Here is a 13424-nt window from a genome sequence, read left to right as displayed (position 1 = left end):
GTGGAGCGTTTCAGGTCGTCCATGAGCGCATTATAAACCGGGGTCAATTCGAACGCCGATTTGCCAACCCACGCCGCCAAGGTCGAGCGATCCAGATCTATCCCCTGACGGCTGTAAATCTGTGCTTGCCGGTAAAGAGGCAGGTGATCCGCGTATTTGGAGACGAGCATATGCGCCAGCGTGGCCTCGGTCGGCATGCCACCTGCGATAATGTGGGCCGGTGCGGGCACTTGGGTGACCCCACCCTCACAGGACCGGCAGGCGTATTTGGGCCGCCGGGTGACAATCACCCGGAACTGCGCCGGAATGATGTCCAAGCGTTCGCTGACATCTTCGCCAATGACATGACGTTCAGTTCCACACGCGCATGACAACTCTGGCTCAATGACAACCTCCACCCGTTCCAGATGTTTGGGCAGTGATCCGCGATTAGTTTGGCGAGGCTTTGGGGGCCGCACAGGCGCGGTGCGCGCGTCGGCGTCGATCTCGGCTTCCACCTGCGCGATGGCCGTCTCGATATCTTCGAGTTCCAGCTCATATTGGGCCGGATCGATCTTCTCGGACTTGGCCCCGAAGAGCGCCTTTTTGAAGGAAGCGACCAAGGCTTCCAGCCGCGCATTCTGATCCTGCTGCGCACGGATGATCGCCTTCAATTCGGCAATGTCATCAGGCAATTCGTCAGGTGCAGTCATGACCGATACCATAGCAAAACAAGGGCCGAATGACCCGTGCAAACGTGCCAGTGAGTCACTCCGCCGCAGCTGGGGCTGCCACCTCCAGAGGCCGCACGCGCCGCCAGTCCAAACCCGCAAACAGCGCCTCAAACTGGGCCGGTTCCAGCCGCATCACCCCGTTCTTGATCGCAGGCCATGTAAAGCTGTTATCCTCCAGCCGCTTGTACGCCATCACAAGCCCGCTGCCGTCCCAATAAAGCAACTTCAGCCGATCCGCCCGCTTAGACCGAAACACATAGACCGACCCATCAAAAGGCTTCTGACGCAGTTGGCTCTGAACCAGAGCAGCCAACCCATCGTGGCCCTTGCGGAAGTCCACCGGATCACTGGCGACAAAAATCCGCACCTTGTGGGACGGCGTGATCACGTGACCAAAGCCCGGGCGATCTCAGCGATCCGTGTCGCAGTCGCCGCCGCATCAAGACGAACGGTGACATCGCCTTTGATCACATCAATCGTGCCGGAGGATGTCGCCGCCAGAGGCTGGGCCTCGGGCGCAGGCGCTTCAATCTCGACCGGCACAAAATCCATGCCATCCAGGTTTGGCAGAACCAGCTTGCCCTGGCGCGCCAACCGCCGCCAATCCGACACGGTGCTGGGGATCAGTTCGTATCGCTTCGCCACCGCCTTGACCGTCTCGCCTTCAATCAATGTCTCAGCAACAATCCGAGCTTTCAACTCAGACGGCCAATTCCGCTTCCCGTCCGCACGACGAGGCACCATTGCCAGAAACTCGCTTGTAGCTCCCATCGAGAAACTCCCCACAAAACAAAGAAGCCTCTGAATCGCAGATCAAGCGCTAAGCTGTAAGTGTGGGAGCGGCGCACCGCATACGATGAGCTTTCTTGCTGTTCAAAAACTGCAGGACGTCGAGACGTTTTCCACGATGTTTCTGAACTACGATCTGCTTGCCCAGAAATGGGTGCGCTATGGCTATGTCTATCCCTTCGGCGAAGCACTTGCCGGTATTCTCATGGTCGCCGGTGCCTTGGTCTGGATCAGCGCGCCTGTTGCACTGTTCATCGGTACGGTCGGAGCGGCTTCAGTTTTCAAGGCCGTCTACATCGATAAGCGCGAGATCAAGTGCGCCTGCGTGGGCGGCGGTTCAAACGTGCCGCTGGGTTTCGTGTCCCTGACCGAAAACCTGATGATGATATTCATGGGCGTCTGGATGTCGGCGCGTGCGATGGGCCTCTTTTAGGCCTAACCATCCGTTTTCAAAGCGGTCACAGGGTCGCCAAGTGCAGCCCTGCTCAGCGCGTCGAGAACGGCTTCGGACGTCAGAACCTCGGACAGGATGATCCCGTCTGGCGCGTTTGGCCCGTAGACGATGTTGAACGGGATGCCAAACCTGTTGTGGCTTTCCAGATACCGGGAAATGTCAGTGCTGGGCCTAGTCCAGTCTGCCCGCATCGCAACGACATTATCACCCCGCAGTTGGTCGACCACGGGCGCACGGTCCAGCACCAGCGTCTTGTTGGCCTTGCACGTCAGGCACCAGTCTGCGGTCACGTCGACAAAGACGGTTTTTCCCTGCGACACCAGTTTCGGTATCTCGGAGCGATCGAACGCGACCCAGTCCTGGCCCACCGCTCTCGTCTGCGGCGGGATTGTCAGCGCCGTCGGCACCAGAAGGCTGAGAACAGCAACCACCACCAGCGCTGTCGGGCGCGTCAATCTGCCCGGCAAACGTATTGTTGCGAGAAGAATGAAAAGGCTCGTCATAAGCAGCACGGTCATGGCCACCCGGCCACCCGCCACCCCTATCAGTACCCAGAGCAGCCAGATCGCGGTCCCGGCCAGAAGACCGGCAAGCACCCATTTGACGACAACCATCCAACGTCCCGGCCTGGGCAACAACCGGACCAGACCAGGCGGTGTTGTCACATTAACGGTCCTGAGGTTGCTGGTTCATTGATCTGGGCGTAGGCGGTGTCGATGCAGACACAAAAGATCAGCTACAAACGCCACCGGTTTCCGCCTCAGATCATCGCTCATATTGTCTGGCTTTACGTCCGGTTCAACTTGAGCCTGCGCGAGGTCGAAGAGCTGATGCTGGAACGTGGCGTCGACGTTTCGTATGAGACAATCCGGCGCTGGAGCGTCAAGTTCGGCCCCCTGATCGCCCACGTTCTACAGCGACGGCAGCCGCGCCCCGGCGATGTCTGGCATCTGGACGAAGTCGTTGTGAAGATCGCGGGTCGGTCATACTGGCTCTGGCGCGCGGTCGACCAACACGGCTTTGTTCTTGAGGAAATTCTCCAATCGAGACGAGACAAGCGCGCCGCAAAGCGGCTTTTGGTCAAGCTGATGAAACGTTGGGGCTTCGTGCCAAAAAGGATCATTACGGACAAGCTGCGCTCCTATGGTGCCGCAAAGCGCGAGGTCGCGCCTGGCCTTGATCATTGGTCACACAAGGGACTCAATAACCGCGCAGAAAACAGCCACTTGCCCTTCCGAAAACGAGAGCGGGTGATGCAAGGCTTCCGATCGCCGGGTGGATTACAACGCTTCGTATCTATGAAGTCTGCAACCCGCAATAGTTTCTCTGTCCCAGCCCGCCGCCGCTCTGCGCTCACCATCCGCTACCATCGGCTCGAAGCATTCGAGGCGTGGAAATCCGCGGCACAGGCCGCTTGATCAACGAACAGCTTGCCAACTTGCAAATTCGGCGAGTTAACGTGACAACACCCTGCAGAGGCATTGATCATGAAGACGTTCATCGGAACCTGTTCTCTTTTCTTGGCGTTGATGTTTCCGGCTTGGGCAGTCTACGCATCCAGTGGGAAAGACCAGCAACCTTATGCCGGGGTATCCGAAACGCCCGGCCACGATCCGATCGGGAAACCCGGTGATGGCTCCTCGATCGACAGGACGATTGAAATATCCGTCAGGGAGACCGCAAGCGGCTACATGCTTTTCGAGCCGGACGCGATCCAGATTGAAAGCGGCTCGGTTGTCCGGTTTTCAATCAGCAATACGGGCGCATTGGATCACGAGTTTTTTCTCGGTTCCTTTGACGAGATCGCAAAACATCAGCAATGGATGCGCGAACATCCCGATATGCAGCATGACAGCGCCAACTTGGTTTCGATCCCAAGTGGACAAAATGCCGAGTTGATTTGGGAGTTCTCCGATGTGACCAACCTGGAGTTCGCATGCTTGATACCCGGCCACCGGGAGGCGGGCATGTGGGGCGTCATCATCGTCCACGATCACCTTGCGCCAAAAAACAAGGGTTAGACATTTTCAATGTCACTCTTGGACAGGTATCACGTGTTTGTACACAATCTATCTGCCGCGTTCGGATACGACTACAATGATGCTGCGCCAGACTGGGTTCATCCGTTCATTCATCTCATACTGGTCTTGGCGCCTGCGCTGCTGATCAGTGTTGGCTTATATCTTGCCATTCGCGGCTTTCTGAAGCTTTGGAAGCACCGCAGCACGCCTGCGTTCCACCCAGAGCCAATACGAGGGCTTGAAAAAAGTCTTTTCAACACTGTCTTGCGCTACTCCAGAAGGCAGCAGGCATTGATGATATTGGTTAGCCTCATCTCGATGCCAATTCTCTATCTGACCCTGGAACTGCCAAAACAGATCGTAAACAACGCTCTGGATTTTGGCCGTTTCCCTGTAGCCGTTTTGGGGCGAGACGTCGATCAGGTCGTTTTCCTCATGCTTCTTTGCGGTCTCTACCTTTTGGCTATCATCCTGAATGGGCTAAACAAATATGGCCTTAACGTCTTCAAAGGGTATGTCGCTGAGCGTTTTCTGCGGCGCTTCCGCCTGCTGGTCTATCGGCAATGGCGCAGCGATCCAGACTCCCGAAACCAAAGCGAGATCGTCCCTATTCTCGCACAGGAAGTCGAGCCCATAGGTGGCTTTGCGGCAGATGTCCTTACGCAGCCAATCCTGCAAGGCGGTACGCTTTTGACGATCCTGTTTTTCATGTTCGTTCAGGACCCTGTCCTGGGTGCCGCCGCACTGACCGTACTGCCAATTCAGCTCGTGCTGCTGCCCAAGCTACAACGCCGGGTCAACGCGATTTCACGCACAAGGATCAAGAAAGTCCGGCTGCTTGGCAGACAGCTCAGCGATCAGTTGCGTGAGCAGCAGGTCAATCCGACCGGGCTGATATCCGCGAGCGCAAGCTTTCGAGAGCTCGAACGCGTGCGCAGGAAGATTTTCCGCCTGAAGTTCTTCATCAAGGCGCTCAACAATTTTCTGACCGCGCTGACACCGTTCCTCTTCTACTCTCTAGGTGGATATTTCGTCATCGAAGGTCGCATTACACTCGGCGCGCTGGTGGCCGTCCTGGCAGCACACAAGGACTTCTCAGCACCGCTGAAAGAGCTCTTCACTTATTATCAGACATTGGAAGACACGCGGATCCGGTATCAGGAGATCACAACCTTTTTCACCGAATCGATTCAGCGATCGGGGACAGCTCAGGCAGACGACGGTCTGCTGGAAGAGGTCAGCCAATTCGAGCAGGCCACACTGAGACACCCGGCTTTGTCTTTGAAGTAACAGAGGGGCGATCGCAACATCATGAAGGAGTCTGATAGAATGAGATGGGCAGCGATATTTTTTGCTCTGGTTGCCATTGCTGCGGCGGGATGGTATTTCAAGCAGCAGACAGACTCCCAAACGGGCACCCGGACGAACGAGGGCATTCCGCTTCCTGCAGGTGCCCTTGCAGCTGTCAAGCTGCCAAGCAGCTTTACCGAGCAAGAGCAGATCGGCGAGCGTGCCTATGATGCGGTCTGTGCCGCCTGCCACGGCCTGAATGGACAAGGCCGGGATGGCATTGCTCCACCGCTTGTTCACAAGATCTATGAACCGAGCCACCACGGCGACATGGCGTTTGTCCTCGCGGCGCAAAATGGAGTTCGGGCGCATCATTGAAAATTCGGTAACATGCCAGCGGTTGAAGGCGTGACGCGATCAGATATTCTTGATATTGTGTCCTACATTCGCGCATTGCAGCGTGCCAACGGGGTAAATTGAGCCGTTTCGACGGACAAAAGGGTGGAATTGGTTCGCGGTCAACTACCATTCTGTTCGCCGCAACATGGCGACAACTGGTGGAGAAAATTCTCTGTATGAGTAAAGGTTATTCAGTCCGTGACAGACGGCCGATCTTATCGCTGGATTGCGCGTGATCTCGGCATCAACAAGAACACAGTCCTCGAAATCATGAAACGGCATCGCGAAAACGCCTTATGATACGATTCCGCCCTCAGCCGGACTCGACCCCTACCTGCTCGACCGTTACAGCGAGCGCAAGGAGAGCGCCGCCGACTTGTCGAAGCGGGTGAACCAGAAAGCGATCTGATCGGACGCTCCAGCGTTTTCGCACGGTCTGCGACTCAGGAAAACCTTCCGAATGTGCAGAATTCCCAGATCAATGGAACCTGTGAAACGAAAGACTAATCACGATTTTCGGGGAAGACAAAGTTACGGCAGAGCCGCGTCAAATACCACGCGGTGCCCAGAGAATTATACCCGCACCGACTAGGCAAATGGCCGCTCCGATAACATTCCATTGGTCCGGTCGGTGTCCTTCGACACCCCGTAGCCAGAGCAGTGACGATACGATGTAGATGCCACCGTAAACAACATTGGCGCGTCCAGCCTGATCGGCGGGGCTGAGGGCCAGCAACCAGGCGAAAACCATCAACGACAGCATCCCCGGCACCAGCCAGAACACACTTGTCCAGACGGAACCAGGCCCAGAAGGCAAAACATCCGGCGATTTAAGCAAGCGAGGCAATTATGAATATGTCACAGGCCCATGACATTTGTGATTGGATTGAACTTGCGTTGAAACGCCAGATTGCAGGCAGCACCGTAAACACTCATATCGAACCAGAGCACAAAGCCAAACCCGACGACGCAATCGAGTTTTGAACGGTTGGTCTCAAACTTTTACGAATGCTGCTGTGATATACATGAATGCCACGCCAGCGGTTAGGCCACCCAGTATAGAGGGTCTCAGGAACGTCTCCAGACCCAGCCGATTGCTCCGCATCACGTAGGCACCAACCTGAACCACAACCTGGAGGATCGCGCCTGCGCCGATAGCCAAAGCGAAAGCGCCCCACTGCGGCGAGAACGCGAGGCTCCCCAGCCACATCCCAATAACCGCGGGACCGCCGGCGAGAAGGGCGAGGCCCGCAAATGCCCACAATGGCGGGCGTTTCTTGAGGACGGGTGCTGCGATGCCGATGCCTTCGGTGATATTGTGCAGGGTGAAGCCCAGCACCAAAAAGGTGCCAAGGCCCGCTGATCCCGCAGCAAATGCCGCACCGATCGCCAACCCTTCGCCTAGATTATGCAATCCGATGCCAAGGGCAATGAACGTGGACAGCGCCAGTCCCGTCGGCGGACCGCCACGTTGCCCCACGGCCATCAGCAGTAAAAATGTGGCCGCTGCAACCAGGATCACCATGACCGGGCCCTGAAATAGGGCTGCTGAGTTCCCTGCGAGTTCCAGTGCCTCCTCAGCCGAGTCGACCAGCAGGAAGGACAGCAAGCCTATGGTCAGCGCCATCAGGAAATTCATGCCGCCCTGACCGACGCCGCGCAATACCGGATAGAACATCAGACCAAAGACAATCGGCACGACACCTACAAAGATGCCGATCAAAGCCTGGAATCTCAGCTGACCCGCCGTGACCTTCGGTGTCGGAACGGCCACCTCGATTTCATGTGTGAACGTCGCACCGGTTGTTGTGACGAGGGTCACAGCGTGGGCTTCGCCGAGCACCCACGGATAGGGGACATCCAGCCACACCGTGGCGCCGCGCGATATGTCTCCCGGCGGTGTTTGCGTAAACGACCAATACGCGGCATCAACCTGTACCTGGGCGACACGCATCGGGTCCGAACCGCCCGCCCGCACCAGCATCCTCAGGCCCTGATCGTTCAGGATGGTCCGCTCGAATGTCACGCCTTCAACGGGAGGGGCCCCGTTTCTGAAACTCTGGAAGGGGTCCGCAAAAACGATCCAGCCGATGGCAGCAATCAAGAGAGACAGGGGCATCAGCAGCCAGATAAGTTTTTGCGGTCCGCGACGCTCCAAAAGCGCTGGCTGATCTTCCATATTCACGCCTCCACCACGTCGAATTTCGCCATCCAGCCCAGTTCCGTAAACTCGGCCTGATGTGCGTGAAACATGTAGAGCCCTGGCTCATGTTCGGCGAAGCTGAATTCTAGTATTCCGCGTTCGCCCTGACACTGAGTGATGAGGTCAACAGTGCGCAGGGTCGGCGTCAACGTCGTGCCTTGATTGTAGTAGTCGAAAAAATTGCCATGAAGGTGAAACGAATTGATCGGATCAAACTCGACGGCATTTATCAGATAGACACGCACCGGCCGGTTCTTTTCGATCCTGATCGGGGTTTTCATATAGGCGAATGCAATTGTGTTGGCCGCGTAGAATTCATTTTCGTCATCAAAGTTAGTATCAAAGGCGTTCATCACCATCACCAGTTCCTGCCACTCCGCATTTTCGGCGGCTCCCATCAGGCGCGAACGGGCCACGTCTGCCAAGGCAGGATGCTTTTCCGGATCAGGATCAACGACAAAGGCACCGTACATCCCCTTGGCCATATGGCGTTTCAGTGGCAATGCGTGACAATGATAAAGATGGCAGCCGAACGGTTTGGCGTCAAATTCGTAGGTAAATTCCTCACCTGGGCCAATCATGCCCGGAGTTCCGTTTACGCCATCCATCCGCGCTGAATGAATGCCGTGGAAATGCATTGAATGCGGATGGGATCCCAAATTTCGGAATACGACGCGGATTCGGTCACCTTCCTTTGCACGCAGGGCTGGGCCGGGGACCCGGCCGTTGAACGTCCAGGCAGGAAAAAAGACGCCTGGAGCAATCTCAATTTCCTTGTCCTCAGCGTCGACCTGGAAGGTTCTTAGGGTACGCCCGTCTGATAAGATTTCGGTCGTACCGACATCCCAATCCGTCAGCATTGCCACCGGGTCAAAGCCGTTGGCCAGGTTGTCCACATCGCCAACGGTCATCATATTTCCATGTGTTGCCATTGTTGGGGCGGATACAGATGGTCCCTTAGCCTCCTGTGCCGCCGCTCTGTTTCCAACAGCGACGGAGCCCCCTGCGGCCGCAAGACCTGCCAAGAGAACGCCGCGCCGACTTACAGTCTCGTCCCGAGGATCTGCGGGATTCATGTTTGTCTCCAAAGAATGCTGCCGAACGCATTGTTATTGATGGATTGAGGTCGCTGGCGGGCAGCCACCGTTCTTGCGAATCATTCGCATTATGTATTACTCTAAACGCAATTGAGAATTAGTTGCAACTAGGGATCCTTCCCTGAGGAGAGTGAGTATGACATCGGACGGGCGACAGGATCAGGACCCAGCCGGATCACGTGCATGCGACATCATTGCCAGCAACGGGTTGCGCATCACCAATCAGAGGGTGGCTTTATTGAAGGTATTGCTCGAGTCTGATGATCACCCAGATGCCGTCGAACTATTCCGCCGCTTAAAAGCATCAGATGCGTCAATATCCCTAGCCATAGTTTACCGAAACCTTGCATCTTTGGAAAGTATCGGCGTGGCTGATCGGCATTACTTTGAAGGGCATGGTGCTAGATATGAAAGCGCAATTTCAGAGCACCATGACCACATTGTTGATTTGGATTCTGACGAAGTTATTGAGTTTAAATCGGAAGAAATTGAACAATTACAACAAGAAATCGCGCAAAAGCTTGGCTACGAGGTCGTTCACCATCGCCTTGAACTCTATTGTCGGAAACTGTGAGCGCGCACTATCGCAAGCGCTGGAAGGCAGGGGGCCCTTTAGCACCCGGGGGGCACCGCCCACCGGAGCCTAGAGCCCGGTGACCCGCAACAGGTGGGCAGGGGTCAAGTCAAAGGCTGAATGTCATCGGATCGAGGGACCGAACAGGGTCGCGATGGGTAAGTTCTGACTGTTGCGGCCGCCCGATCAGAACATGAAAGAAACTTCTTGAACCTCTAGCAACTGAAGCTCCTATCTTTGGCTCAACGCTTATTCTCAGAGGTTTCCCATGCCCCACGACGGTCCAGACACGCATCCGCACGGTCATCTGGATGATCGCAAAGACACAAAGGCTTGCTGCGGCCAGACGGCCGAAGTCACCGCGCAGGTGGCAGCACCTCCGCCATCCGCCGGACGCAGCTTTCGCGTCAACGGGCTGGATTGCGCCGAAGAGGTCGCGATCCTGAACAAGGTCGTCGGACCGGAAGTCGGCGGCAGCGAGCATCTGGCGTTCGACGTGATCAATGGGCGAATGACCATCCTTGAAAGCGCCAAACCGCTCAGCGACGACAAAATCATCAAGATCGTCGGCTCGACCGGCATGAGCGCGAAGATGTGGGATGCCGAAAGCGCCGAAGCGGACCAGGCGGCCCATTTTGCGCGCCAGCGTCTTTTCACGGGCCTGAGCGGTGGCTTCTGGGCTGCGGGGTTCCTCTACCATATCGTCGAGACCGGGGCCGGAGGCGCACTGAGGCTCTTCTCCGGTCATGGCGAGACGTCTATGCCTCTGGTCGAGATGGGGCTGTTCATGCTGGCGGTGGTGTTCGGAGCCTGGCTGGTCGCCCCCAAAGCATGGTCCGCCGCGCGTAGATTGTCGCCTGACATGAACCTCCTGATGATCGTTGCCGTAGCCGGTGCGATCGGGCTGGGCGAGTTTTTCGAGGCGGCGACGGTCGCCTTCTTCTTTGCTCTGTCCCTCGCTCTCGAATCCTGGAGCGTGGGGCGTGCCCGCAATGCGGTCTCGGCCCTTCTGGACCTGGCTCCGCCAACAGCGCGGGTCATCCGTGCCGACGGATCGGAGACCGACGTTCCCGCCGTCGAGGTTGCGATCGGTGATCGCTTCGTGGTGCGCGGCGGTGATCGTATCCCTCTTGATGGCGAAGTCACCGAGGGTCGTGGCGATGTCGATCAGGCTCCTATTACCGGAGAAAGTGCTCTTGTGGCAAAGGAAACTGGCGATGAGGTGTATGCCGGGACGATCAACGGTGATGGCACACTGACGGTTAGGGCCACCAAGGCCGCAGGCGATACCGTGCTCTCGAAAATCATCCGAATGGTAGGCGATGCGCATTCGCGCCGGGCCGAGGTGGAGCAATGGGTCACGAAATTCGCCCGCATCTACACGCCCATCGTGATGGCGCTGGCGGTTCTGATCGCCGTCGTGCCGCCGCTGCTGTTCGCGGGGGCGTGGAACTACTGGTTCTACAATGCCTTGGTTCTTCTGGTGATCGCCTGCCCCTGTGCGCTGGTCATCTCCACGCCGGTTTCCATCGTCGCCTCGCTCGCGGCCTCCGCGCGCAACGGCGTGCTGATCAAGGGCGGTGCCTATGTCGAGGCCCCCTCGCGTATGACCGCCCTGGCAATGGACAAGACCGGAACGATCACCATGGGCGAGCCGGAGGTCGCGGGCCTGCATCCTTTAGGCGGCACGGCCGAGCGCGACCTTCTGAGTGCCGCTGTCGCGCTGGAAGCCCGCTCTTCGCATCCTCTGGCGCGGGCCATCCTGGCGCGCGGCGAACGCGATGGGCTGAAGCAGTCGGCGGCTACCGACACCCAAACGGTGCCGGGCCGCGGCGTCGAAGGAACATGGGAGGGCCAGCCCGTCTGGCTCGGTTCGGATCGCTTTGCGACCGAGAAAGGTCTCGGTGACGCAATCCCCCGCGATCTGCTGGAGCGGATCGAGGGGGCTGGCAGCACGCTCGTGGCCGTGGGCTCCGGAAGCCGCCTGCTGGGCCTGATCGAACTGCGCGACCGCATCCGCCCGGATGCGAAGGAGGTCGTGGCACGCCTGCATGCCCAAGGCGTGAAAAAGATCATCATGCTGACTGGTGATAACGAGCGCACGGCACGCGCTGTGGCAGCAGAGGTCGGTATCGACGAGGTTCGCGCGGAGCTGCTGCCAGAGGACAAGGTGACGGCAATCGAGGAACTCGTTGCCAACTATGATGTCGTGGCAATGATTGGCGATGGCGTGAACGATGCACCTGCCATGGCGCGGGCGCATTTCGCCATCGCTATGGGTGCGGTCGGATCGGACGCCGCTATTGAGACCGCCGATATCGCGTTGATGACAGATGATATTGCCAAGGTGCCGTGGCTGATCGGGCATTCACGCCGGACCATGGGCATCATTCATCAGAATATAGGCATCGCACTGGCGACCAAGGCGCTGTTCGTCGGGCTGACGGCCTTCGGCATGGCGACAATGTGGGGTGCGATCGCTGCGGATGTCGGCGTGTCGCTGCTGGTCGTCGCCAACGCGCTCAGGCTGCTCCGGACCAAGAAAGATCGGCCGGACCCGTCCGGGGGAGAGAAAGTGGGAGAGAAGATGGCGCAGGGAGCCCTGGCGCACGGCCATTGATTGATCAGGCATACCGACACCAATATGAGTGGACATATAAAAAGATCGAGCGGACGACATGATGAAAACGACACGCCGAACGGCACTCTTGGGTGGACTGGCACTCGGCCTTGCGGGATGCGCCAGCAAGTTCCGGACCTACGACGGGCCCGCAGTCACCCGGTTGCAGATGTTCAAAAGTGACCGGAACCTGTTCCTGTTCAACAATACCTCGGTCCTGAAAGCCTACCGGATCGATCTGGGTTTTGCGGCGGTGGGGCCCAAGCAATTCGAGGGTGATGGAAAAACGCCCGAGGGAACCTATACAGTCGACCGCCGCAATCCCGACAGTCTGTTCCATCTCTCCATCGGCATCTCCTATCCGAACGAGGCCGATATCGCCTATGCCGCTGCACAGGGACGTGAGCCGGGCGGCGACATTTTCATCCATGGCGGGCCACGACCCGGTATCGACGCGATCAAACCAGACTGGACGGCGGGTTGCATCGCGGTGTCGGACCGCGAGATTGAGGATATCTACGCGATGGTGCGGGACGGGACGCCAATCGACATATTCGCATAGCATCGTACCGGCCTTGGCTGGCGGTTCATAGAACCCGTGCGAGAAAGAAAGAGGATCTTGGAGTTTTCTAGAACTCGACGGCTCTGAGTACCTCTAGACAAGCTTTTACTTTTCAATTACTTAGCTGCTCATAATAGCGTGCCGGGTGAAACATCTCCATCACATCCCCAGCAAATCCAAAAGCTAATCCAATATACAGGAATGACAAATGAACCGTCCCTATCTGCTTTTTATCCTAGCATCCACGGCATTGGTTTCATGTACCGCTGTTGGCCCTGACTATACGCCACCTAAGACACCATTAGAAACGTCGTTCATTGGCGGTGGCGGGGCTCTCGAAGAGGTCGCGCGCGATGAATGGTGGAAACGGCTAAATGACCGGCAAATGAACCGGCTAGTAGACCGCGGCCTTACACAAAACATCGATATTGCAACGGCTTTACAACGTATCAAAGCCGCAAATACAGACCTGAGGCAGACAGGTACCGCTGGCCAATTCTCAGGTGGACTGGATGCACAGGCGCAAAGAAACAATGGTAACCCAATATCAGGTGATCCCTCTGAAAGTGCGACGTTCGGGGCGAATTACATCCTCGATATTTTTGGTGGTGTTCGCCGTGACGCGCAGCGCGCGGCAGCGGGTGTAGAAGCAGCCAAGTTTGATGCTGGCACTGTCCGGCTTGCTCTGGTTTCCGGTGTTGT

Annotated in this window: 14 protein-coding genes and 3 pseudogenes; 10 read left to right on the top strand and 7 right to left on the bottom strand. The window is 57.3% G+C overall.

The annotated features are described in order from the left end of the window. The 3 genes from A3722_RS01375 to A3722_RS01365 form a co-directional block, all read right to left on the bottom strand. Positions 1-692: IS66 family transposase (locus tag A3722_RS01375; RefSeq protein ID WP_150120393.1), on the bottom strand; the 692-nt coding region annotated here is incomplete at its 3' end. Between the two features lie 55 nt (positions 693-747). Then, the gene (gene tnpB / locus A3722_RS01370) at positions 748-1101 is read right to left on the bottom strand and encodes an IS66 family insertion sequence element accessory protein TnpB (RefSeq protein ID WP_067625283.1); all 354 of its coding nucleotides are present in this window, start codon (positions 1099-1101) and stop codon (positions 748-750) included. Next, positions 1098-1484 (bottom strand): transposase, encoded by a 387-nt coding sequence (locus A3722_RS01365; RefSeq protein WP_037954242.1) that lies wholly within the window; start codon positions 1482-1484, stop codon positions 1098-1100. Before A3722_RS01365 ends, tnpB begins: the two co-directional genes overlap by 4 nt. A gap of 82 nt (positions 1485-1566) precedes the next feature. Between A3722_RS01365 and A3722_RS01360 the strand changes: the two are divergent. Beyond that, positions 1567-1935: pseudogene (locus tag A3722_RS01360) on the top strand (MauE/DoxX family redox-associated membrane protein); the annotation flags it as partial. A gap of 2 nt (positions 1936-1937) precedes the next feature. Here the strand turns inward: A3722_RS01360 and A3722_RS01355 are convergent. Next, positions 1938-2570 carry a thioredoxin family protein gene (locus tag A3722_RS01355; protein ID WP_067625940.1) on the bottom strand — a complete coding sequence of 211 codons (633 nt, stop codon included), beginning with the start codon at positions 2568-2570 and terminating at the stop codon, positions 1938-1940. Between the two features lie 102 nt (positions 2571-2672). Between A3722_RS01355 and A3722_RS01350 the strand changes: the two genes are divergently transcribed. The 4 genes and pseudogenes from A3722_RS01350 to A3722_RS01335 all read left to right on the top strand — a co-directional run bounded on the left by A3722_RS01350 (position 2673) and on the right by A3722_RS01335 (position 5747). Beyond that, positions 2673-3374, top strand: coding sequence for an IS6 family transposase (locus A3722_RS01350; RefSeq protein ID WP_065331824.1), 702 nt, complete (start codon positions 2673-2675; stop codon positions 3372-3374). Positions 3375-3443: 69 nt separating this feature from the next. After that, positions 3444-3977 (top strand): cupredoxin domain-containing protein, encoded by a 534-nt coding sequence (locus A3722_RS01345; RefSeq protein WP_067625937.1) that lies wholly within the window; start codon positions 3444-3446, stop codon positions 3975-3977. 9 nt (positions 3978-3986) lie between these two features. Then, on the top strand, positions 3987-5267 hold the full coding sequence (locus A3722_RS01340; protein ID WP_236627311.1) for an ABC transporter transmembrane domain-containing protein: 1281 nt from the start codon (positions 3987-3989) through the stop codon (positions 5265-5267). 39 nt (positions 5268-5306) lie between these two features. Then, positions 5307-5747 (top strand): annotated as a pseudogene (locus tag A3722_RS01335) (c-type cytochrome). Between the two features lie 466 nt (positions 5748-6213). On the opposite strand, the pseudogene A3722_RS22965 reads toward A3722_RS01335, so the two are convergent. Further along, positions 6214-6496, bottom strand: a pseudogene (locus tag A3722_RS22965) (YnfA family protein). 19 nt (positions 6497-6515) lie between these two features. On the opposite strand from A3722_RS22965, the gene A3722_RS23790 reads away from it, so the two are divergent. Beyond that, the gene (locus A3722_RS23790; protein WP_150120057.1) at positions 6516-6650 is read left to right on the top strand and encodes a cation transporter dimerization domain-containing protein; all 135 of its coding nucleotides are present in this window, start codon (positions 6516-6518) and stop codon (positions 6648-6650) included. Positions 6651-6660: 10 nt separating this feature from the next. Here the strand turns inward: A3722_RS23790 and A3722_RS01330 are convergent, their stop codons facing one another. Continuing rightward, positions 6661-7845, bottom strand: coding sequence for a ZIP family metal transporter (locus A3722_RS01330; RefSeq protein ID WP_067625935.1), 1185 nt, complete (start codon positions 7843-7845; stop codon positions 6661-6663). Positions 7846-7847: 2 nt separating this feature from the next. Then, positions 7848-8780 (bottom strand): multicopper oxidase domain-containing protein, encoded by a 933-nt coding sequence (locus A3722_RS01325; protein ID WP_236627309.1) that lies wholly within the window; start codon positions 8778-8780, stop codon positions 7848-7850. Between the two features lie 322 nt (positions 8781-9102). Between A3722_RS01325 and A3722_RS01320 the strand changes: the two genes are divergently transcribed. From A3722_RS01320 to A3722_RS22960, 4 genes are all read left to right on the top strand, one after another. Then, positions 9103-9540: a Fur family transcriptional regulator gene (locus A3722_RS01320; protein WP_067625929.1), complete on the top strand. Its 438-nt coding sequence runs from the start codon at positions 9103-9105 to the stop codon at positions 9538-9540. 268 nt (positions 9541-9808) lie between these two features. Continuing rightward, positions 9809-12160, top strand: coding sequence for a heavy metal translocating P-type ATPase (locus A3722_RS01315; RefSeq protein WP_067625926.1), 2352 nt, complete (start codon positions 9809-9811; stop codon positions 12158-12160). Between the two features lie 61 nt (positions 12161-12221). Further along, positions 12222-12722, top strand: coding sequence for a L,D-transpeptidase family protein (locus A3722_RS01310; RefSeq protein ID WP_067625943.1), 501 nt, complete (start codon positions 12222-12224; stop codon positions 12720-12722). Positions 12723-12930: 208 nt separating this feature from the next. Further along, positions 12931-13424: TolC family protein (locus tag A3722_RS22960; RefSeq protein ID WP_161488206.1), on the top strand; the 494-nt coding region annotated here is incomplete at its 3' end.

It is taken from the genome of Sulfitobacter sp. HI0027, from assembly GCF_001634775.1.
Taxonomy (GTDB): Bacteria; Pseudomonadota; Alphaproteobacteria; order Rhodobacterales; family Rhodobacteraceae; genus Sulfitobacter.
The sequence above is the reverse complement of the archived record's forward strand: the minus strand, read 5'-3'. Positions and strand labels throughout refer to the sequence as shown.